20 protein-coding genes and 1 riboswitch are annotated in these 22,732 nt (G+C 40.1%); of the genes, 13 read left to right on the top strand and 7 right to left on the bottom strand.

Annotation, left to right across the window (positions count from 1 at the left end; genetic code table 11):
• Positions 1–48: 48 nt before the first annotated feature.
• Both BN1067_RS14200 and BN1067_RS14195 read right to left on the bottom strand, forming a co-directional pair.
• The gene (locus BN1067_RS14200) at positions 49–666 is read right to left on the bottom strand and encodes a YitT family protein (RefSeq protein ID WP_053219502.1); all 618 of its coding nucleotides are present in this window, start codon (positions 664–666) and stop codon (positions 49–51) included.
• Between the two features lie 288 nt (positions 667–954).
• A complete protein-coding gene (locus tag BN1067_RS14195; RefSeq protein ID WP_053219501.1) occupies positions 955–1,272 on the bottom strand; it encodes a DUF948 domain-containing protein in 318 nt (105 codons plus the stop codon).
• Between the two features lie 124 nt (positions 1,273–1,396).
• Between BN1067_RS14195 and uvsE the strand changes: the two genes are divergently transcribed.
• The 7 genes from uvsE to BN1067_RS14165 all read left to right on the top strand — a co-directional run bounded on the left by uvsE (position 1,397) and on the right by BN1067_RS14165 (position 9,205).
• Positions 1,397–2,362: a UV DNA damage repair endonuclease UvsE gene (uvsE, locus tag BN1067_RS14190; RefSeq protein ID WP_053219500.1), complete on the top strand. Its 966-nt coding sequence runs from the start codon at positions 1,397–1,399 to the stop codon at positions 2,360–2,362.
• A gap of 60 nt (positions 2,363–2,422) precedes the next feature.
• Positions 2,423–2,578, top strand: a complete 156-nt coding sequence (locus tag BN1067_RS19915) for a hypothetical protein (RefSeq protein ID WP_199868533.1) — start codon at positions 2,423–2,425, stop codon at positions 2,576–2,578.
• 277 nt (positions 2,579–2,855) lie between these two features.
• Positions 2,856–3,749, top strand: a complete 894-nt coding sequence (locus BN1067_RS14185) for a gamma-glutamylcyclotransferase (protein WP_053219499.1) — start codon at positions 2,856–2,858, stop codon at positions 3,747–3,749.
• 118 nt (positions 3,750–3,867) lie between these two features.
• Positions 3,868–5,472, top strand: a complete 1,605-nt coding sequence (locus BN1067_RS14180; protein WP_234400704.1) for an acyl-CoA synthetase — start codon at positions 3,868–3,870, stop codon at positions 5,470–5,472.
• Between the two features lie 260 nt (positions 5,473–5,732).
• Positions 5,733–6,992 carry a threonine ammonia-lyase IlvA gene (ilvA, locus tag BN1067_RS14175; protein WP_053219498.1) on the top strand — a complete coding sequence of 420 codons (1,260 nt, stop codon included), beginning with the start codon at positions 5,733–5,735 and terminating at the stop codon, positions 6,990–6,992.
• 173 nt (positions 6,993–7,165) lie between these two features.
• On the top strand, positions 7,166–7,534 hold the full coding sequence (locus BN1067_RS14170; protein WP_053219497.1) for a helix-turn-helix transcriptional regulator: 369 nt from the start codon (positions 7,166–7,168) through the stop codon (positions 7,532–7,534).
• A 129-nt stretch (positions 7,535–7,663) separates the two neighbouring features.
• On the top strand, positions 7,664–9,205 hold the full coding sequence (locus BN1067_RS14165) for a UDP-N-acetylmuramoyl-L-alanyl-D-glutamate--2,6-diaminopimelate ligase (RefSeq protein ID WP_053219496.1): 1,542 nt from the start codon (positions 7,664–7,666) through the stop codon (positions 9,203–9,205).
• A 28-nt stretch (positions 9,206–9,233) separates the two neighbouring features.
• Here BN1067_RS14165 and dapA read toward each other — a convergent pair whose 3' ends face one another.
• The 3 genes from dapA to BN1067_RS14145 all read right to left on the bottom strand — a co-directional run bounded on the left by dapA (position 9,234) and on the right by BN1067_RS14145 (position 11,508).
• Positions 9,234–10,127: a 4-hydroxy-tetrahydrodipicolinate synthase gene (gene dapA, locus BN1067_RS14160; protein ID WP_053219495.1), complete on the bottom strand. Its 894-nt coding sequence runs from the start codon at positions 10,125–10,127 to the stop codon at positions 9,234–9,236.
• Between the two features lie 228 nt (positions 10,128–10,355).
• A riboswitch (Lysine riboswitch) is annotated at positions 10,356–10,539 on the bottom strand.
• Positions 10,540–10,780: 241 nt separating this feature from the next.
• Positions 10,781–11,230, bottom strand: coding sequence for a YaiI/YqxD family protein (locus tag BN1067_RS14150; protein ID WP_053219493.1), 450 nt, complete (start codon positions 11,228–11,230; stop codon positions 10,781–10,783).
• A 131-nt stretch (positions 11,231–11,361) separates the two neighbouring features.
• Positions 11,362–11,508, bottom strand: a complete 147-nt coding sequence (locus tag BN1067_RS14145) for a BH0509 family protein (protein ID WP_110943502.1) — start codon at positions 11,506–11,508, stop codon at positions 11,362–11,364.
• A gap of 254 nt (positions 11,509–11,762) precedes the next feature.
• On the opposite strand from BN1067_RS14145, the gene BN1067_RS14140 reads away from it, so the two are divergent.
• The 6 genes from BN1067_RS14140 to BN1067_RS14115 all read left to right on the top strand — a co-directional run bounded on the left by BN1067_RS14140 (position 11,763) and on the right by BN1067_RS14115 (position 19,868).
• Positions 11,763–12,611: a CvfB family protein gene (locus BN1067_RS14140; protein ID WP_053219492.1), complete on the top strand. Its 849-nt coding sequence runs from the start codon at positions 11,763–11,765 to the stop codon at positions 12,609–12,611.
• Between the two features lie 412 nt (positions 12,612–13,023).
• Positions 13,024–14,652, top strand: a complete 1,629-nt coding sequence (locus tag BN1067_RS14135; protein WP_053219491.1) for an ATP-binding protein — start codon at positions 13,024–13,026, stop codon at positions 14,650–14,652.
• A gap of 558 nt (positions 14,653–15,210) precedes the next feature.
• Positions 15,211–16,035, top strand: coding sequence for an exosporium glycoprotein BclB-related protein (locus BN1067_RS14130; protein WP_324777901.1), 825 nt, complete (start codon positions 15,211–15,213; stop codon positions 16,033–16,035).
• A gap of 213 nt (positions 16,036–16,248) precedes the next feature.
• The gene (locus BN1067_RS14125) at positions 16,249–17,667 is read left to right on the top strand and encodes a YfcC family protein (RefSeq protein ID WP_053219490.1); all 1,419 of its coding nucleotides are present in this window, start codon (positions 16,249–16,251) and stop codon (positions 17,665–17,667) included.
• A 202-nt stretch (positions 17,668–17,869) separates the two neighbouring features.
• Positions 17,870–19,036 carry a TraB/GumN family protein gene (locus tag BN1067_RS14120; protein WP_053219489.1) on the top strand — a complete coding sequence of 389 codons (1,167 nt, stop codon included), beginning with the start codon at positions 17,870–17,872 and terminating at the stop codon, positions 19,034–19,036.
• A gap of 187 nt (positions 19,037–19,223) precedes the next feature.
• A complete protein-coding gene (locus BN1067_RS14115) occupies positions 19,224–19,868 on the top strand; it encodes a helix-turn-helix domain-containing protein (protein ID WP_407701372.1) in 645 nt (214 codons plus the stop codon).
• A 370-nt stretch (positions 19,869–20,238) separates the two neighbouring features.
• Here BN1067_RS14115 and BN1067_RS14110 read toward each other — a convergent pair whose 3' ends face one another.
• Positions 20,239–21,399, bottom strand: a complete 1,161-nt coding sequence (locus BN1067_RS14110; RefSeq protein WP_053219488.1) for a glycosyltransferase family 4 protein — start codon at positions 21,397–21,399, stop codon at positions 20,239–20,241.
• A 16-nt stretch (positions 21,400–21,415) separates the two neighbouring features.
• Entirely contained in the window at positions 21,416–22,564 is a 1,149-nt protein-coding gene (locus BN1067_RS14105) for an NAD-dependent epimerase/dehydratase family protein (protein WP_053219487.1), read from the bottom strand.
• Positions 22,565–22,732: the final 168 nt, after the last annotated feature.

Raw genomic sequence — 22,732 nt, 5'->3', positions numbered from 1 at the left:
GCGCGGATTGATACGTTTAAAAATTGTCCAAAAGATAAAATGACTAATTTATTTTTTTCTTCGGATTGCTAAAATACTAGGAAAATAGGGTAGCTTCATCGTAAACAGTAAATCTACTATTTTTGTCGATAACCATTGGCACATGATAGCCTGTAAAACGATGCGCCAATCGATGATCGAAGCTGTCAATAAAAATACAGAACCGTTTAATAACAGTAATGGCTTCCCAGGAGGAATGTTTCGGTATTTTGCTGTGATGAGAGCAATCACACCCATTCCGCCGTTTGAAACACCATGCTTTAAGAGAAGTCCGATCCCGAATCCAAGCGTTATGGATCCAATCAATAAGTCAACCCAGGCATTACCTGCGTGAATAAATAAAGGACGATCAAAAAACTGTACGGCAAGCGAAGTGGCGGTAATTGCATACATGGTACCGAGCGCGCTTGCATTTCCCAGCCAATGGATTGCGGCTGCCAGCAAAGTGAAATTAACGAGCCAAAGGGCAATACTTAGAGGCAATCCGAACCAATAGTTGAACAATACAGCTATTCCCCCAGCTCCTCCTGAAGGGATAAAATGCGGAAACAAAAATGCGGACATGGCATAACCCTGGATAACCGCCCCCAGCGTTACGAACACGAATACCGACCATCTATATGTCATTGTGTTTGTTTTCCTTTTTAATTTGTATAGTAAGGAAGCAATAGAGCTCTCTCTTCCATATCAACCACTTATTCATTGGGGGCTCCTCAATTCATTTTAAGGCTTGTCAACCACATTTTATTAATCCATTACTTGTTTTATGTGTACAACCTTGAAACAGAAAGAGGGATAAGCGGAAATCCGGATGAAGAAGAGAGGGCGATAGCAATAAATCAAAAAAATGGAAAGGGAAAACAAAAAGGGCCTGCTTGCAGCAGGCCGCCTGTGAGAGATAGGGAGAAGAAACATTTAACGGTAAGTGATTTTCTCATTGTCATGATTTTCAGCAAATAACCCCTTGTACATAGCCGGAATATTTTTTGCGGTTTGGATTGTTTGCTTTGTGTCCTCTTTCATTTTTTGGACTTGCTGCTGAATGGACGATTGTTTATTTGATAACTGAGTGGATTGCTGCTTCAATTCATCTAAATCCTGTTGGACGGGTGATAGGATTTGAGAAATCTTGTTCATTTCGGATTGAATTCCTTTTATGGCTTGAATTCCCATTATGATTCCTGCGATCAATGCGATTAATACGATTACCATACTGATGTATACGAGTACCAATTAAATCAACTCCTTTTAGGCTAATCTACCCGTATTAACCTCATGTAAATCACCTAATGATTGGACTAAACCGATGATCCGATAACCATACTAACATTAAAACGAACAAATGGAGTGAAGGAAGATGACTGTCTTCAGGCTTGGATATGTAGCCATGAGTAAACAGGTGGTAAATGGTTCGTCCTCTCAAACAATGACATACAAATCCTTTTGTCAACTGGTCGATCGTGAAGCGGCCATACGTAAATTGGAACGAATTGCCAAAAGCAACATTCATAATTGTCTGCGACTGCTCAAACATAATAAATCACTCGACATTTCCTTCTTTCGATTGAGTTCCAGGCTAGTTCCGCTTGCAACTCACCAGGAACTAGCCGATTGGAACTACTTACAGGTATTACAAGATGACTTAGACGCATTAGGGCGGTATGCAAAGGAAAATAAAATGCGACTTGATTTCCATCCAGATCATTTTGTCGTCCTCAATAGTCCAAAGGAGGATATTATAAAAATGTCTGTCAAAACATTAAGATATCATCAGCGGCTATTAACCGGGATGAAAATCCCAACTAGCCATCGGTGCGTTCTCCACGTAGGAGGGTTATACAGCGATAAACAAAAAGCCCTTGAACGTTTTATAGATAATTGGGGGAGGATGAATGGAGAACTGCAACAAATGATTATGCTTGAAAATGATGATAAATCGTTTACCATAAAAGATGTGCTTTATTTATCCGAAAAGCTTGGAGTACCATCTGTTTTTGATTTACATCATCACTTTGCTAATCACCAAGAACTGGATTGGTTTTCAGATTGGCCTAGAATCCTGGAGACATGGAAGAACTCTCGATTGCCGGTGAAAGTTCACTTTTCCAGTCCGAAAAATGAACAGAACTTTCGTCACCACGCAGATTATGTCGATCCGAATATGGTCTTCGAGTTTGCGCAAAAGGTTAGCGGGACAGTCAACCATGTCGACTGTATGATTGAAGCAAAACAGAAGGATAACGCCCTTGTCCAGCTGGTTAAAGACTTACAAAAATTCCCCCAAGTAAAGTGGGTGAATGACAGCACGTTTGTTTTAGAATAATTCTTCTTCTGTTTTTTTACTCGAAGAGGGAGAAATGAAATGTAAAGGAGTAATCGGATTATGGTATATGTAAAAATGAATGTTCAAACTGCTTTTCATGGAGAACTATTCCGCGAGGGGAAAACGTATGAAGTGGATGAAGAAACTGCACAACGCTGGCAATCCAGTAACATAGCCGAAATTACAGAGGAACATCCCAAAAACGAGAACGAATAATATTATAGGCAAGTGATGTATTTTAAATACAACATGTTTCAATACAGCAGATGAAGCTTCATTTGTAAGAGAAAAGAAACCGCTCGTATCAACCGAAGTCAACATTAGAATAGTCGTTGAATTTGACAAGAAAGGCAGTATTATAAAAAATATCATCTTTGGCAAGTTTCTCCAATATAATATTGAAAAATAAGCAGCTAATTGCTATAATATTCACCGTTGTAATAATGATTATTAAATAATAATTTTTAAATTTATATATTTAGGGAGAGTCTTGATGTCTAACAATCATCTCGTTTTTGTGTATGGTACCTTGAGAGAAAACGAACCGAATCATAAGTTTTTGAAAGATACGATATGTGTGGCAAGGCAAAGTTGGACAGATGGTGTATTATATGATACTGGGAATGGTTATCCGGTAATGGGACTCAGCTCTGCCAATCGAGTGTACGGGGAAGTATACCAAGTATCCAGCTTAGTTCTGAAGCAATTAGATCAATTGGAAGGTTTCCAACAAAACGACGACAAAAACGCATATGAAAGAGTCCGCCAAACCATCTATACAGATAACGGAGAATTGGAAGCATATGTTTATATCAGTGCAGCATTTAAATTGGCAGAACTTGAAACGGTGGCATTCGGCGATTGGAAATGCCATCTTTATTTGCAGAATGATCCGTTTTATTATTTTGCCTATGGTTCCTGCATGGATGCGGAACGCTTTTCAACAGCAGGTGTAGCAAACCATTTTACAAAAGTCACGGGTTGTGGGAGAGCAGAAAACTTCAGTCTGGCATACACTCGGGCAGCAGAAGATGGCGGAAGGGCAGACATGGTCGAATCAGACGATTTCGTTGAAGGAAAAGTATATGAATTGAAAAAAGATGCATTGGATTATTTGTTTGTCCGTGAGGGAGTTCATGGCAAACATTACCGTCCAGCATTTATTTCGGTCGAAATTAATGGGAACCTGCTGCATAATGTATTGACCTTTATTGTCATTGATAAGTCCGAAGAAATTGCGCCGCCTATTCATTATGCAACGGAAATTCTAAGAGGTGCCAAAGGCTTTGTTAGTGACCAATATTACCGACAGCTTGAAGAAGCATTATTTACTAAATTCCAGATAAAAATTGATATCCAAAAAGATTTGGAAGTTATACCTTCCTAAAAAATAAGCAGAAGCATAGGCTTCTGCTTATTTTAATTATTGAATTTCCGAAAATTTAAATTATAATAAGTGAAAACCCTTTCATTTTATCTTTTAATGAGGGAAAGGAGCGAACACAATGGCAAACGAAATGGCTGAACGGAAGCAAGTTTTCGATCTGTTGGAACGTGCGCGAAGAAATACGTTATCTGATTTATTGGTACGAACGAGGAGCAGATATCCTGATAAACCAGCCATTCTTTATAAGGATAAACGGCTTACCTACCAGGAACTGGATGACTTGGTCAATCAGACAGCGAGTGGATTAAGGGAGGACGGGATACAAAAAGGAACAATGCTGGCTGTATTATCTAATAACAGTCTCGATTTTGTGGTATTGAATTTTGCCCTGGCAAGAATCGGTGCAGTGATGGTTCCGCTCAATTACATGCTGAATGTGGAAGACATCCAGTATATCCTTCAGCATGCTGGTATTGAAGGGGTTGCGGCATCGGAGGCATACGCACCAAGCATCGATGAGGCTGCCCTTCGGAATGAATCCATTATCTCATGGAGATATTTAATGGATAGCAGCGATAGAACGGAAGTGCGTGAAAATTGGAAACCGCTTGGTGAGCTGCAAAAAACGACGGAACCTGTTCCTGTAGAGGCAGAAATACTTGATGATGACCTGGCACATGTTCTCTATACTAGCGGTACAGAGTCAAAACCGAAAGGGGTTATGTTGACACACAAAAACTTGATCGCTGAATATGTAAGCAGCGTGATAGAAGGGCAAATGGACGCGGCAGACATTGCAATTCATGCATTGCCTTTATACCATAGTGCACAGCTTCATGTCTTTTTGGGACCTAGTATTTACATCGGTTCAACAGGAATTATCCTTCCTCAGGCAACACCCGAAGCAATACTGGCTACGGTAGAAAAGGAGAAGGCAACGCAACTTTTCTGTCCTCCTACGGTCTGGATTGCTTTATTGAGACATCCTGATTTTGAACGAAGAGATCTTTCTTCCTTAAAAAAATGTTACTATGGTGCAGCTATCATGCCACGTGAAATCTTGAAAGAACTTACAGAAAAACTTCCGCAGGCAAGGTTTTGGAATTTTTATGGGCAAACGGAAGTTGCTCCCCTGGCAGCCGCACTCCAACCGGAAGACCAGCTGTGGAAGCTTGGATCTGCGGGGAAACCTGTATTGCATGTAGAAACAAAGATAGTCGATGAAAAGGATGTAGAAGTGCCGAGAAACGAAATTGGAGAGATTGTCCACCGAACACCACATGCCATGAAAGGTTATTTACATGATCCGGAAAAGACAGCAGAAGCTTTCCGGGGAGGATGGTTTCATAGCGGAGATCTCGGCTTCATGGATGAAGAAGGCTACATTACTATCATCGATCGAAAAAAGGACATGATCAACACTGGAGGCGTCAATGTTTCCAGTAGAGAAGTGGAAGAGACGCTTTATGAATTGGAAGGAGTCTCTGAAGCAGCAGTCATCGGTACACCAGATCCCTATTGGATCGAAGCAGTCACGGCAATTATTGTACCAAAACAAGGTAGTAAGATTACAAAAGAAGAAATCGCTCGTTTCTGTAAAAAGAGATTGTCTAAATACAAAGTTCCAAAGTACATCGAATTTGCCGACACACTCCCGAAAAATCCTAGTGGAAAGTTGTTGAAACGGACACTTCGTGAAACATACAAGGATTTAGCGAACTAGCACAGTCATGCTAATTATGGTTGATCAGGCTTGTTTATCTTATATTTTTTATCGTCAACGGAATTTAGGCTGCTATATACTTTGGGAAAAATCAAAAATAGCGGAGATTTAATATGTCTCAGGAAAAAGCAGACATGCTCGTTTGTCTGCTTTTTTGTTTAGTCTAAATTTTACGAAAATATAAAAAATAATGTTTACAATTCTGTTGTTTATGGTAGTATTGTGCTAACAATTTTTTCAGCAGGAAGGAAAAGTGGAGCATGAGTACAAAGCTAAATACAATCGAAGTAAAAGATATTATAATTGCTCATCAGATGTTAAAAGACGTAGTGGTAAAAACACCATTGCAAAAAGATTCCATCTTATCCGAACGATATCAATGCAATGTTTATTTGAAAAGGGAGGACTTGCAAGTAGTCCGTTCTTTCAAAATCAGGGGAGCTTATAACTTCATGCAAAGTTTGACTGATGAAGAATTGAAGAACGGAGTCGTTTGTGCTAGTGCAGGGAATCATGCTCAAGGGGTAGCTTATTCTTGTAAAGCTCTGGGCGTGAAAGGAAGAGTTTTCATGCCCGCTACTACACCTCGTCAAAAAGTGGACAGGGTAGCTTTTTTCGGGGGACCGTTTATAGAGATTGTTTTAACGGGGGATACGTTTGATGATTCCTACAAAGATGCAATCGCTTTTTGTGATGCCAATGATATGGCTTTTATCCATCCTTTTGATGATTACCGAACGATAACAGGACAAGGGACAATTGGACTGGAAGTTTTGGAAGAGATCGATGAACCCATCTCCCACGTTTTCATGGGTGTTGGAGGCGGCGGCTTAGTCTCCGGAGTAGGATCTTATATTAAAAATATAAGTCCAGCCACTCAAGTGATAGGAGTAGAGCCTGAGGGAGCACCGGGAATGAAGCTTTCTCTTGAACATAACCAAGTGTATCCTTTAGAAAAAATCGATAAGTTTGTCGATGGTGCCAGCGTCAAACAAGTAGGCAATTTGACTTTTGAGATCGGGAAAGAAGTGATTGATGATATCGTAATAGTTCCGGAAGGAAAAATCAGCACCACTTTGGTCGATTTGTACAATGAGAATGCAATTGTTGCCGAACCGGCCGGAGCTTTGCCTGTTTCTGCCTTGGATTTTTACAAAGATCAAATCAAAGGGAAAAACATTGTGTGCATTATCAGTGGAGGGAATAACGATATTGACCGGATGCAGGAAATCAAAGAACGTTCTTTGATTTATGAAGGGTTCAAGCATTATTTTATTGTGAACTTTCCGCAACGGGCCGGCGCTTTGAGAGAGTTTATGGAAGATGTATTAGGGGAAACAGATGACATCACCAGATTTGAATACACAAAGAAAAACAATCGGGATAAAGGACCTGTACTTGTCGGAATCGAATTAAAAGACAAAACGGATTATGAACCTTTAATCGACAGAATGAATAAAAAAGGGTTTGCTTATATCGAAATTAATAAAGATCAGGACTTATTCAACCTGTTGATTTGAGAACGGGGAAACGGGGAGCTGAAAGGCTCCCTCGTTTTTACACCCCAATTGTTTTAATTAAACTATGTTTTAAATAAACATTCTATTCTACTAATCCTCTCGCTCCATACAAGAAATCATCCTATAAAATACTTACGATCATCCACTAAGAATTCGAAAGGAAGTTGGTGTAAATGGAACGGCAATCAAGTGGTTTTTTAGTTAAACAACGCGCCTTTCTAAAATTATACTTGATTACATTGATTGAAAACAAACACTTATATGGTTTGAAACTCCGCGATTTACTGAAAGAAGAATTCCGTGATTTAGGCTACAAACCAAATCACCCGGAAATATATAAAGCGCTACATGATCTAATAGAACAAGGGATCATTTACCAGCAAAAAGAAATAAAGCAAGGGGCGTCTTACCAAGAAGTTGTCTATTATCAATTTACCGCTGAAGGAAAAGAGATGGCTCAAGCTTATAAACACCAATTAAGAGTAGAATTGGAACGATGCCTTAAATTACTGGAGAAAGCCCTCAGGGATAATTTCCATTAATTAAAATACCTCATTTCTATCCTTGATTTGGAAGAGTAACCGAGAACAATATCGGGTATCGTAAAAATCAAACAAGCTGCAAAGAATTTTTATGATGATTTACTCAATTTCAAACAAGGGTTGTGTAAGATGATTATAAATTTCACCCATGAAAATCAACTAACTGTCAAACGAGTTTATGGCCAATCTATGGTAGATATAGGTTCCATATGCTATGACTCGCGAAATGTCCAAAAAAACACTGCATTCGTATGCATCCGTGGAGAACTCCAGGATGGACATGCCTATATTAAAGATGCTTTGGATAAGGAGGCCTCTGTAATAATCGGTACGGACCATACCATCCTTTCATCAATGGCAGCTAACTTTCCGGACCGGACATTCGTGGTAGTGAAAGATGCAAAAGCAGCGTTGGCAAGATTATCGATTACCTTTTATCAACATGCCTATAAAAATTTAACATCGATCGGGGTTACAGGTACCAATGGTAAAACAACGGTAGTAGCGTATATCTATTCTTTACTTAATCAAATCGGTATTTCAACTGGTTCTATCGGTACAGTCGGTACATTATCATCAGTTGGTCCATTAAAAATCCAGCAAACAACCCCGACAACCCCGGAAGCACCTGAAATCCACCAAATCTTTCACCAATTCCATTATATGAAGGAAAGAGCAGCTGTAATGGAAGTAACGTCTATTGCAATCGAGCAAAAGAGGGTAGAAGGGATCTTGTTCGATATAGGGGTTCACACGAACATAACCAGTGAACACCTTGAATTCCATAAAACCTTTGAAAACTATAAGCGAGCTAAATTAAAATTATTTCGGCAAGCAAAAAAAGCCGTAGTGAATTTGGATGATAAAGGAATGGCAAAAGATATTCTGAGGATGTATCAAGGTCCTTTATTCACATACAGTATCGACAACCATCCAAAAGCCGATGTAATTGCTGCGAATATAAGAACAAGAAAAGAAGGGACGGCCTTTCAACTTAGTATCAATGGAGTATCATCCCTTGTCCATACGCCAGTCATAGGCGAATACAATATTTCCAATTTATTAGCTGCTATTTGTACCGCCATGCATATGGGAATTCCTGCTAAATCTATATTGGATGCTTTACCAAAAATCAAGGGACCAAAAGGGAGATTTCAGCTCGTGGAGACTCCAGGCAACTATCGGGTTCTGTTTGATTACGCGCACACCCCGGATGCTCTGCGTAAGCTGTTAGCGGAGGTGAAAAAACTCGATTATCGAAAACTGATTTTGATGGTGACCGGGGTAGGAATCAGGGATGAAAATAAAATTCCTAAAATGGGAGAAGCTGCCGATGGACAGGCAGACGAGTATGTTATCTCCGTCGATCATCCCGGATATAAAAAACCTGCGGACATTGTAGATGGTGTCCTGTCCGGGTTTTCCGGTACCCCACATGGACGAATTACCCGCACCTATACACGAGCAGAAGGAGTTACAGCTGCTCTAAGTTTGGCAGAAGAAAGCGATTTAATCGTTTTAACCGGGGGATGTATCAATGGCTGTCAAATGGTCAAAGGAAAAGCTCTTCCACACTCTGATGAAAGCATTATAGAAGATTACTTTACTCGATCAATAAATAAAGCAAAATACAAAATAGAACCAAAAGCAGAAAAATCCCCTGTTTTGTAAAATAACAGGGGATTTTATCAGTTAAGCGTTACGCATTTGCTGCCTGATCACCGTCAAAATAACGAAGCTGTTGCCATAATAATTGCTTTTCGCTTTCCGTTAAAGGAACGATTGGAAGGCGAACATAGCCTGTGTCTATTCCTAAATATGACAATGCAGCTTTGACAGGAGCAGGACTAGGTGCCATAAACAACGATTTCATCAATGGAAGCAGTGTTTGATGGAGGACAGCTGCTCTATAAATATCGCCGCGTAAATAGCTCTCGATCATTTCTTTCATTTCGTTTCCTACAATATGAGAAGCTACAGAAACTACGCCAGTTCCGCCTACCGCTAGTGCAGGAAGCGTCAATCCGTCATCTCCACTGTATAAATGAAAGCCTTCTTTCGTACCACTTATAATTGCAGTCATGTCATCAAGATTACCGCTGGCTTCTTTGACGGCCACTATGTTATCTAACTCCGAAAGTTTGATGATCGTTTCCTGTGTCATTCCTGTTGCGCTTCTGCCCGGAATATTATAAAGCATAATTGGCAGTTCGGTTGTCTGGGCGATTGTCCGAAAATGCTGGTACATTCCTTCCTGGTTCGGTTTGTTATAATAAGGAGTCACCAGCATCGCTGCATCGATTCCTTCAGCCTCAGCTAGTCGAGTAAACTCTATCGATTCCCGCGTGTTATTTGTTCCGGTTCCCGCTATCACAGGCACGCGCTTATTTACGGTCTTTACTGTAAACCGCAGCAAGTTGATCTTTTCTTCTTTCGTAAGGGTGGGGGATTCACCTGTCGTCCCCGCTACTACTAATCCGTCCGAACCATTAGCAATTAAATGATTAATCAGCAGTTCCGTCTTTTGAAAATCGATAGAACCTTCCTGGTCAAACGGTGTGACCATTGCTGTCAATACACGCCCAAATTCCATTTCCAACACCTCTATTCATGATTTTAAAAGCAAACCAGGCAATACCAAGTTAATTGGCGGAGGAAGCGTCCCATAATCACACTTCATTAAACAGTAGGACAACCAATCTCCACGCAGAATAGAGGCTATCTCACCAGAGATAAAGCAAAATTTGAATGATGAAAATACCACACAAAAAAACAGCAACGAGGGCGTCGCTGCTGCATCACTATGATATCTTGCTGATGCGCGTGAGATAGCCCTCCATATAACGAAACGTTATATGACAGATCTATATTTATTCAATACAGATCCAGTGAAGCGAAATGATGAGTCTCCGCTCACTTCGGCAAATTCCCCTTTCGGCAGCCATCAAAAGATCTCATCATCCTCCGGAATGCTTACTAATGGTCTTTGCACCTCTATCCTCACTCCAAAAAACATATTTGAAGTAAAGCAGATAAAATTGTATTTAAAATATAGCAAATTTTTTCCTGGTTTGCAATGCAAACAAATAGACGGAAAAGATTTGCCGTCATATAATGACCGATCGCTAATATACCCGATTATCCATGCAACCGATCCGGAGTCCTGAAGGATAAAAAAATTCATGGGTTTCTTTAAATTTTTTCGGATATGGGACTGGAGGGAACAAACCGTACATTCCTCCATGATTACAAGATACGATTTTGTCCCAATACTTCCTCAAGCAAAGCTTGGTATTTTTCTTTATCCTTTGCAGTCAATGGCTTTGGGCCTTTTGTACGCTTACCGCTTCTACGGGCCTTGGCATTGGCGTGACGTGTATTCAGCATTTCATCGATCGTTGTTAAACGATAAGAGAAGCCTTTATGATGGAGGGCAATACACCCTTTACCCAAAGCAAGGGCTGCCAATCCATAATCTTGTGTAATAATAATGTCGTTCTTAGCAGCTAGTTGCATAATCCGATAGTCAACCGAATCAGCACCTGTATCAACGTAAATTGTTTCTACTCCAACAGGTTCATGAGAAGAATAATGGGAAAAACTCTTAACCAGATAAACAGGGACCGAGTACATTTTTGCCGTCTTGATGGTTATATCCTTCACAGGACAAGCATCGGCATCAACTAAAATTTTCATGAAGCACCTCTTTTTTTATTTTTACCAAGGTACCAATCACCGGGGGTGAGTCTATCATAACCAAAAAAAGTGAAATTAAAAAGCAGCCTGCGATTATCTGCAAGCTGCCGGGCAGTACATTTATGCTGTTATTACATAAGATCGTAAACCGATTCTTCTAGATAGAGCCAGTGATAGTATTCGACTTCTTCGTCTGTCATTTTTAACACGTCATCTTTGTTTAAGGAAGTCAAATCCCATAAGTGCTCCATTAAGTTTTCTCTCACCAGTTGGCTCATAGTCCATCCCCCTCAGGATTAAGTTGGATTGCTAAAGCTTTTTCATTTTGTTACATTCATTATATATCTCAAATCGAGATAAAACCAATATCAAAATTAGATATAAGAAGCTAGAGCGATATAAGGATGATATATTTAAGGACAAATGCCTGTTTGACGAGTAAAAAGACCAGATCATCTTTTATTTTTTATTTGCTTCAAGCTCGGTTATAATGAAAGTTAATAATTTACCGTTAAAGAAAGAGGTTAACACAATGAAAGAACTACAACCAGGCTCCATTCAACGAGCAGAAGTTACACAAGAAGTGACAGACGGTTTTTTACTGCGAATTGGAAAAGAAACCTTGTTACTACCGGAAACGGAAAAAATGCTTCAACCACAACAAGAAATAGAAGTATTTGTCTACCAGGATAAAAAGGGAAGAGCTCTTGCAACTACAACAATTCCTGAAGCCAGAATCGATTCGTACGGGTGGGCTAGTGTCGTGGAAGTGGTTGAGAACCTTGGCGTGTTTGTCGACATTGGTATCCCGAAGGAAATACTTGTTTCAAGTGATGATCTGCCATTATTAACAAAGGTTTGGCCTAAAAATGGAGATAATTTGTTTGTAAGTCTTGCTATGGATAAAAAAGGGCGATTGCTTGCTAAGCCCATCGGCGAAGCAGACGTCATAGCCGACTTAGAACCCGCTTCTTCTGAATACTTGCAAAAACAAGTAATCGGACGGGTTTATCGTTCGACGAAAGCTGGTTCTTTCATTCTTACCGAGGAAGGCTTCCGAGGGTTTATCCACCCAAATGAAAGAAAAAAAGAGCCGAGAGTTGGAGAAACAGTAACAGGTCGTGTCATCGATGTGAAAGACGATGGGACAATCAATGTTACCTTGCTTCCTCTAAAACAAGAAGGAATAAAGGATGACGCCGCTGCCATATTGGAGTATTTGGAGAAAAGCGGGGGTTCGATGAGCCTGGGTGATAAAAGCGACCCGGAAATCATTCGGGAAACATTCCACATAAGTAAAGCTGCTTTCAAACGAGCGCTTGGGAAATTGATCAAAGAAGGCAAAGTGTACCAGCAAGATGGAAACACACACCTAAAGTAAAAAAACGCTTTAAAATTTTTACACCAAATAGAACAAAAAATAGGCATGAATCAAACGGATTTGTGCCTGTTTTTTTAAGAAGAATTCCAGAACTAATCGGGAAGTGGAATCCGCTTTTATAATAATACTGTATATACATGAAGAAGTCCCCACATAATTGTATAAATATGGTACCCTAATAAGCGAAAACGGTTGATGAAAGACTTTGAAGCGTACTGCCGCTACTTTTGTCACTAATTTTTCTTAAATATGTTTTTCCGAGGAAGCAGAAGACAACTCTTTCACCAAAAAAATCAAACAAAAAGCAGAAAAATGGTAGCAATTTCCTTCATTACCACTTATCATGGATAAGGATTCTCGAAAATTGTCGAAGAAAGTAAGTTGGCTTGGAAGGGTTTGAAGGAGGATTATGATGAAAGATTTTTATCAATATATACAGGAATCGAAAGAAGCATGTAAAAATATATATGGGTTGTCACCGGATGAAATCCCGTTTTTAAAAGTAGCCTTAACAAGAGAACAACTGCACCAAAAGCAGATTACATATAAAAAAGCTTTATCGATCGTGAAGGAATTCATGAAAAAAACCATTGAGTATTTGGATGGTGTACCAACACTTATTGTCACCACTGACGCGGAGGGATACGTTCTTGAAAGCTTCGGGGATTCGGGCATTAAACAAATGGTAGATACTCTGGGAATAACTACGGGCGTTCAATTTCGGGAAGAAGATGTAGGAACAAATTCTATATCTCTAGCATTAAAGCATAAAGAGCCAATTGGTCTTATCGGCAATGACCATTTTCATGATTGTCTAGCTGGAATTGCCTGTTACTCAGCTCCTTTTTCTTATACGGACAGCAATGAGCTTGCAGGGACTGTATCCATCATGACATTCGTAGAATACGCCAATCAATTTCATTTAGGCCTGTTATCCTCAGCAGTGGATACCATTGAAGGGGAGATTCGCTTACAAGAACAAAATCACAGGCTTTACTTGCTTAATCAGGTATTAATTAATTCGACACCTTTAGGGATTATCATGACAGATAACCAGGGAGGTATAATAGAATACAATCCTGGAGCAGAAAAGATTCTCGGCATTCCAAGAGAAATGGCCATGTACCATGGCATAGATGGAATAGATGGCCTGGGTGAAGATGTAATGAAGGTACTGCGAGAACAGGAGAAAATCGAGAATGAGGAAATACTGCTTCTTGACCACCAACATGACCGTGACAGAATATGTCTGGTAGATATTCTCCCGCTATATGATAGTTTCCACCAGTTATCTGGTGCATTTGCCCAATTCCGAGATATGACTAGCTATCACGAACTGCAAAAACAAGTGATTCAATCAGAGAAACTCTCAGCCGTAGGAAAACTTGGTGCAGGATTTGCCCACGAAATCAGAAATCCGTTGACTAGTATTATCGGACTTGTCCAGCTTTTAAGGCAGAGTAACGAACACAATAAATACTTGCAAATTATTACGGATGAGCTGGAAAGAATGAAAAGTCTCGTCAATCAATTTGTCCTGCTTGGAAAACCAACTAAATTACACAAGACCAACAGTGACGTCGTACAACTAATCCGTAATACAGTAGAACTGATGAACAGCAATGCCCGTCTCAATAAAATAAAAATGGAGTTCGATTCTCAGGAAAACGAGCTAGTTGTCCCAATTGATGAGTCGCAAATCAAGCAGGTAATGATAAATTTTATCAAAAATGCTATTGAAGCGATGCCCGAAGGCGGTCTACTTCTTGTTCGTCTTCAAGTTCATTCGGAAGAAAAAGAATGTCAAATAACGATTCAAGATGAAGGGAAAGGAATGACGCCAGAAGAGGTAGGACGATTGGGTACTCCTTTTTTCACAACGAAGGAAAACGGGCTTGGCCTGGGGATTCCGATTTGTTTTGATATCGTCCAAGCCCACAACGGCTTCATTAATGTTGAATCTGAAGAAGGAAATGGTTCCAGAATTCATTTGCATTTACCATTGGAAAACGGAAGAAAGAGAAAAAAAGAAGAGAATTGAATTTGCAGTATCTTTACCGTAATAGATCAAAGAATGGGAAACCGAATATGCTTTCGGTTTCCTTACGGCATTATGCCCTAAGATATAAAAAACCGGTTCATATAACCTCTTCCCAAATCACTGCAAGTAGTAGAAGATAATGGATTTACGCCTACCATTCTTTATACTATACCTCACACTTTTTCATCTATTGTTACAGTACTATATCTTTTTCATTCCTATGTCCCAACATAGGAACGTAAGAAATAATAGTCTTCCTGTACCGTGGAAACGGCTTTGTATAGGAAAAGTTAACTTTCCTCCATTTTAAACAAGAATCCCGCTTATCCTATAATCCACTATGAATCTTTATCCACTTATTGCATCTTTTAAAAAATTCCACCATATTATCAGGTCAGACGCATTGATTCAGCTTTCTCAATTTACGGGAATTTTTTTCAAAAAACGAACAGTCAACCAACCACTTCTAAAATACTGGAATATATCTATTATATGGCCAAGTACCGACAAGGAAGTAGTAACCTTTTCGGTATAAACAAAGCCGAAAGGAGGAAAATCATGAAACGATCAAATAATTCCTTATCCGATGGTTGTTTTCCTGAAGTTTGTTTTCCAACCGGAGGTTCCTTATGTTCTTTCAGGGGAACTAGAAGGCCGGCTATCACGAGAATTATAGATTCAGTGGTTGGACCGACCGGACCGACCGGACCAACCGGACCCGCTGGTGCGACAGGCGCAACCGGACCAACCGGACCAACCGGACCTGCCGGTGTGACGGGCGCAACTGGACCGACCGGGGCCGCTGGTGTGACAGGTGCCACTGGCGCAACCGGACCTGCTGGTGTAACTGGTGCCCCCGGTGCCGGAGCAATTATACCTTTTGCTTCTGGGGCGCCTGTAGTGCTGACAACCATTTTAGGTGGATTGGCAGGTACGACGAGCCTTGTGGGATTTGGATCAAGTAACACAGGCGTAGAGCTATTAGATGGTGGGCAAATCGATATAACCGGAGCAGGTGCGACTATACTAAACTTTGCTTTTTCCGTTCCACGCGATGGAACCATTACTTCGATTGAAGCTTACTTTAGCACTACTGCATCTGTTGGCCTTACAGGCGATATAACCATTAATGCTCAGTTGTACCGTTCTCCTGATCCTGCGACAAACATTTTCGATCCGATACCAGAAACATTGGTAACGTTAAGTCCAGATATCACAGCACCGATAACTATCGGCGAAATAAGCAGAGGATCTGTGACTGGATTAGATACTCTTGTAACAGAAGGAGACCGTTTACTACTAGTTTTTTCAGCAACAGCTTCAGGTATCAGTCTGGTGGGCACTGTTGCTGGTTATGCAAGTGCCGGTGTAGCCATCAGTTGATTTACCTTGAACAAAACCGACTATCTTGGTAGTCGGTTTTGTTCTATTTTGCATGATAAAAATATAAATGGTTGATTTTATTTTTTCAGAATTTTATACTATGTAAATATATACGCAAAAATGAAAATATTCTCACATTTTAGCATCTGGATAGGGAAGGTGGAATAGTTCTCTACTTTCATCTAAATAAACAACATGGGGGTTATAGAAGTAATGGCATTAACAGAGGGCAAAAAGGAAGAAACAACCAGCAACAAGAAAAAAAGATGGGAAATGCCAGATACATATGTCATTTTATTTTTGGTTTTATTAGCAGGAGTACTTGCTACTTATTTAGTCCCATCAGGGACATTTGAGAGAGAAACGGTAGATGGGGTAGAGAGGGTCATACCGGGAACCTATTCACAAACAGAAGGATCCTGGCTGAGTCCAATGGATATTTTCACTGCCATTCAAATGGGCATGGTTCAATCAGCAGATATCATTTTCATGGTATTATTCACTGGCGGAGCATTTGAAATTATTGAGCGTTCCGGCGCATTGCGCGGCGCAATCAATAGCGCTGTCCGTGTTACTCGCGGCAAGGAATTCTGGATGATTGCTATTGTTTCTACATTGTTTGCTCTTGGAGGAGCAGTAGGGGCGGTAGCCAATGCTGTCATCGCTTTTGTTGCAATCGGGGTTATCATCGCCAAAACACTTAAATTAGACCCTATCATTGCTGTTGCTATCACATTTGGTGCCAACTTTGCCGGATTCAATGTCGGTTTTATTAATCCTTATACGGTAGGAATTGCACAGGATATAGCAGATTTACCACTGTTTTCAGGAGCAATATTCCGAATTATTGTTTTTGTTATCATTTTGAGCCTGACAATTTGGTACACTTGGCAATATGCAAAGAAGATTATGAATGATCCTTCTAAAAGTATCATAGGGGTGTACAACGATAGCGAGGAATATGAAGGCATTTCGGAAGATTTCACGCTCCGCCATAAACTTCTTCTGGGTTTTGTAGGATTAGGATTGCTATTTTTTGTATATGCTTCGATTCAATTAGGCTGGACGATCAATCATATGGCTGCATTTTTTGTCTTGATTGGAATCGGCTCCGGTATTATAGCAGGTATGCACTATAACACAATTGCAGTTACTTTTTTACAAGGAACACAAAAGCTTGTGTACGGGGCCTTAGTTGTCGGGTTGGCCAGAGCAGTCATTGTCGTACTTGAGGATGGGCAAGTCCTTGATACAATTGTACAAGCATTAGCTGTGCCTTTGGAAAACCTCCCTTCCGTTCTCGCTGCGATTGGGATGTTTATCTCCAGTGCCTTGCTTAACTTTTTAGTAAACTCCGGAAGTGGACAGGCGATGATTTCCATGCCGATGCTTGCTCCACTGGCTGACATGGTTGGGGTGACCAGGCAGGTTGCTGTACAAGCATTTCAATTCGGAGACGGATTGACGAATAGCATCTTTCCGACTTCCGGTATTTTGATGGCCAGTCTTGCCGTCGCCGGTGTACCATGGACAAAGTGGCTCCGATTTATTTTTCCGTTATTTATTGCCTGGGTGGTCATCGCCATCATCATGCTGTCCATTGGTGTCATGATTAACTGGGGGCCTTTTTAATTGGGTACCCGTTTTCAACACGCAAGGAGAACAATCCTTGCGTGTTTTTCTTTCTATTAAAGGCCGTAAGAAGCGAAAATGGAAATAATGTTTTCCTTCCTTTCAAAAACGTTTATAATAGGAGGTATTCAGTAGCATCTTTAAGCTCTAATTATTCAAATAGAGCATGTTATAGTTGAAGTCTCGTAAAGGAAGGTACTTTATGGAAGAACAAAACATTACTAGAATCCAAGTGAACGACAAAGAAATCATTTTGATCGGAACAGCCCATGTCTCCAAACAAAGTGCTGAACAAGTAAAAGAAGTAATCAAGGCAGAACAGCCAGACGCAGTTTGCGTTGAACTGGATGAACAAAGATACCAATCGATCAGCGAAGGAAGCAAGTGGGCGGATACCGATATCTTTCGTATTATAAAAGAGAAAAAAGCAACCTTACTCCTGATGAATTTAGCTATATCTTCCTTCCAAAAACGGATGGCCAAACAATTCGGTATCAATGCTGGCCAGGAAATGATCCAGGGAATCCAATCTGCGAAAGAAATAGATGCGGAGCTTGTTTTAGCAGACCGTAATATTCAAACGACATTTTCCCGGATTTGGCATGGCGTTGGTTTTTTTGGGAAAGCAAAGTTGATGCTTCAAGTTGTTTATAGTATTTTCAGCAATGAGTCGATAACTGAAGAAGAACTAGAAAAGATGAAGTCTCAGGATATGCTCGATTCTATGCTTAATGATTTTACGGAGAATTTCCCGCGTTTAAAAGAGCCATTGATAGATGAGCGCGACCAATATCTATCCCAAAAAATTAAAGAAGCTCCCGGCAAAAAAATCGTCGCTGTCCTTGGTGCAGCCCATGTGCCAGGGATTACAAAAGAGATACACCGCGAGCATGATTTAAAACAGCTAAGCAAACAGCCTCCTAAATCAAGACTTCCAAAACTAATTGGCTGGACGATTCCTATCTTGATCATCGCTTTAATCGCCTATACGTTTGCTGCGAATCCTTCTGCTGGAGCCCAACAAACCATCAGTTGGGTCTTATGGAACGGATCCTTTTCTGCGTTAGGCACAGCCCTGGCACTTGGCCACCCGCTCGCGATTTTAACTGCGTTCGTGGCTGCACCGATCACTTCATTGAATCCATTGATTGCCGCCGGCTGGTTTGCAGGGTTCGTGCAAGCACTAATACGAAAACCAAAAGTAGGCGATTTTGAGACATTATCGGACGATGTGCTGCATGTAAAAGGATTTTGGAACAATAAGGTCACGAGAATTTTGCTGATTATCGTTCTCGCCAATATCGGAAGCTCGTTAGGAACAGTAATCGGAGGGGCGGACGTCATTCGCTTGTTCTTTGAAAATATATAGGAAAAATAAAGGCACCCATAGACCTGGGTGCTTTTTATTTGCTGGTACAACAACGTACGTTTGGTATAATGGAGATAGAAAGAAAATACGAGGTAGAAAAGGGAGTGGTGAATTGAGGATAACTGTCTGCAAACCGTTTTGATACCGCTTTCATTTTGTGTTTTTCGTAAAGGAGGAGGCTGACGTTTTGACTGGGAATCGTAAATGTTTATTGGGGGTAAAAGAAATTATCGCCATGTATAAAGAGGGATACAGCACATCAGAAATAGGAAAAGCAGCCAATGTAACAGCAAGATACGTCAGTACGATTCTTCATGCAAACGATGTTCCGTTGAGACCGAGAGGGAGCTGGAAACGAAAATACTCTCTAAATGAGGACTATTTCAAGTCATGGTCAGATAACATGGTCTATATTTTAGGTTTTTTTGCCGCTGATGGAAATCTGCCGAAAGATACACAGACAGTAAGTTTTTCTCAAAAAGACCCTGCCATTTTGGACAAGATTAAAAAGGAGATGAACTCCAACCAACCACTTTATAAGAACGAAAAAACAGGGGTATACGTCTTGAATTTAAACAGCAAAGTACTGAAACATGACTTAATGAAGATCCACGGATTTCAACCAAATAAATCCGCCATATTAGAATTTCCAGAAGTACCAGAACAGTTCTTGCACCATTTCATACGAGGCTATTTTGATGGGGATGGTTTTGTTAATTATTCAAAGTACTTTGTGAGCTTTGTAGGAGGTTCCTACAACTTTATGAAAAAATTATATGAGCCATTTTCGTGTGTATATAAGCGGAAGGAAAACCATAAAATTATTCTCTGATTGGTTGTATCGTGATAAAGGATTATACTTAGAAAGAAAATATAAGCACTTTCAAATGGAATAAACGGATATTTCATTACTACAGGATAAAGTCAAGACTCACAAAAACGCACTAGCAGAAAGAAGAAAACAATTGTAAACGAGGGGATATTTTAAAACAATGACTTTTGGTGTCATTGTTTTTTATTTTGCAAAGAGAGAATATCAATTTTATTTAAAAATTCTAGTAGACATAATATATATTATAGGAAGTCATACAAAAATCAATATCTCAAATCCCAGAAGTTAAGTATTCTTGAGATATTGAGATATTGGAAATTTTTCGAGTCACCATCATTTAAGTATTTTTCAATTTATAAGGATTAAATCTTTATAAATTCTCTTCCTGTGATTCTCTTAATGACATGGTTCCAATTTGATGCAATTGTATGGTTTGTTCGTAGAATTGCATTAATTGCTGTGAAGGCTTTACCCAACTGAATTTTTCAGCCTCCAGCCGTGCTTCTTTTTTCATTTGCTTCAATACTTCCGGTTTTTCCAAATGGTTTAAAGTTTGAACCATGCTTTCTGTATTTTCGTTTTCAAACAATAAGCCAGTCCTGCCATGATCGATTTGTTCCATTGTCGGTCCACTTTCTGCGGCAATTACTGGCAATCCCGAAGCCATTGATTCCAGGATAACCAATCCAAGCGTTTCCGTAATCGATGGAAATACAAACGCATCTGCGCTTGCAAATGCTTCTGCAAGCTCCTGACCGTGCATAAATCCGGTGAATAATGTATTTGTTCCCTGGAATACTTGCTCTAACTCTTCTCGGGCAGGTCCATCACCTACAATAGCCAGACATATATCGTCACGTGCTTCGAGTAACGGTTTTAACTTGTGAATTTCTTTTTCAATCGCCAGTCGTCCGACAAACAATAATAGTTTTTTGTCTCCCTGGTTATTCGTCAATCGGCTGCGCATCGTCTCACTATAATGATCAGGATGGTATTTTTCTATATCCACCCCTCTCTTCCATACATGCACGTTGAAAAAATCTTTCTCCTGCAACTCTTTTTGAATGGTTACTGAAGTGCACAGGTTTAATTCAGCTTTGTTGTGCAGTCTCCTGAAGTAACTCCAAAAAATCGGCTTCAATGGACGGTACAATTTGTAATAATCCAAGTATTTCGGTACATGTGTATGATACGAAGCAATTAGTGGAAATCCTAACTTTTCAGCATAGTGGACCCCTGCTGCACCCACAAGCGCCGGATTGACAACATGGACTAAATCTGGCTGGTGCTTTTCCAGTATTCTTTTTACCTTTTTTTGCGGCAGTGAAAAGGGACGATAACGGTAAAAAGGCATAGTGGTGGTTTTAACACCCTCCACCACTGCTCCTTTATACTCGTACACTCCCAAATCAGGCGCTATCACTACTACTTCGTGGTTCAGTTTGCGCAAGTATTTAATTGCCTCTGTCAGCCTTGTAACCACGCCATCAGTGGATGGTAAAAAGGTTTCTGTAATGATTGCTATTTTCAAGGTGAAGCTCCTTTGTCTATTTCCAAGAAATTGATGGTAGTACGTTTTCTTTGATAACTCGGTCTTTATAATGAAGCGCCGCAGTCAAGATTCCATTAATGACGTCATCTGTCAGTAAATTCGGCTCCAGCCCTAAATCGCGCAGCCTGGTATTAACAGCATGATAATAATGTTCTTCTAATTCAACCCTAGGATTTTCAAGGTGGGAAATTTCTGGATTCATGCCAGATTCTCGCGCTACTTTTTGAACTTTTTCCGCTAAATCCTGAACGGAGAAGTATTCAGTGAACTGATTGAAGACACGGAACTCTCCTTTATCTGCAGGGTTATCCGCTGCAATCTCAATGCATCTCACCGTATCCTTTATATTTAAAAAGGCGCGGGTTTGTCCACCGGTTCCATAAACAGTCAAGTCATGTCCTGTTGCTGCTTGAATGATAAAACGGTTTAGAGCTGTTCCATAAACTCCATCATAATCGAACCGATTAGCGAGAATAGGATCCATTTCCGTTTCCTCTGTATGTAGTCCATAAACGACACCTTGGTTCAAGTCTGTTGCCCGGATGCCCCATATTTTACAGGCAAACATGATATTGTGACTATCATGCACTTTAGAAAGATGATAAAACGAACCCGGTTGTTTCGGATAAGGAAGCTTATCCTTTCTTCCATTATGTTCGATTTCCAGATATCCTTCTTCAATGTCAATGTTCGGTGTACCGTATTCTCCCATTGTACCAAGTTTAATCAGGTGACATTCTGGGGCAAACTCCTTAATTGCAAACAATACATTCAAGTTACCGATTACGTTGTTTGACTGCGTGTACACAGCATGTTCTCTGTCGATCATGGAATAAGGAGCTGAGCGCTGTTCCGCAAAATGAACGAAAGCCTCTGGCTGTGTTTGTCTAAATACTTCCGATAAAAAGTCATAATGATTTAAATCCCCGATATACGTTTTGATCTCTTTGCCGGTGAGCTCCTTCCATTTTGCCACCCGCTCTTCCAAAGTTGCAATTGGGGTTACGGAATTGGAGTGCAACTCTTCGTCTATTTTTCTTCTTACCAAGTTATCAACAATTGTTACTTCGTGACCTTGTTTCGAAAGATATAAGGCAGTCGGCCAGCCACAGAAGCCGTCACCACCTGCTACTATAATTCTCATAGTTCCCCTCCTGTTACATTACAAATTCATTACATGACTAACCATCATTATAAAACATAACTTAGCACAAGAGAAATATAAACCTTTATTCAAGCCTATATTCTCATATTCTTTTTATAAATATTACAATGTTTTCCACAATAAACAAATACATACTATTTTATCATG

It is taken from the genome of Virgibacillus senegalensis, from assembly GCF_000821245.2.
GTDB lineage: Bacteria > Bacillota > Bacilli > Bacillales > Amphibacillaceae > Sediminibacillus > Sediminibacillus senegalensis.
Note: the sequence above shows the minus strand (reverse complement) of the source record. Positions and strands in the feature narration are given on the sequence as shown.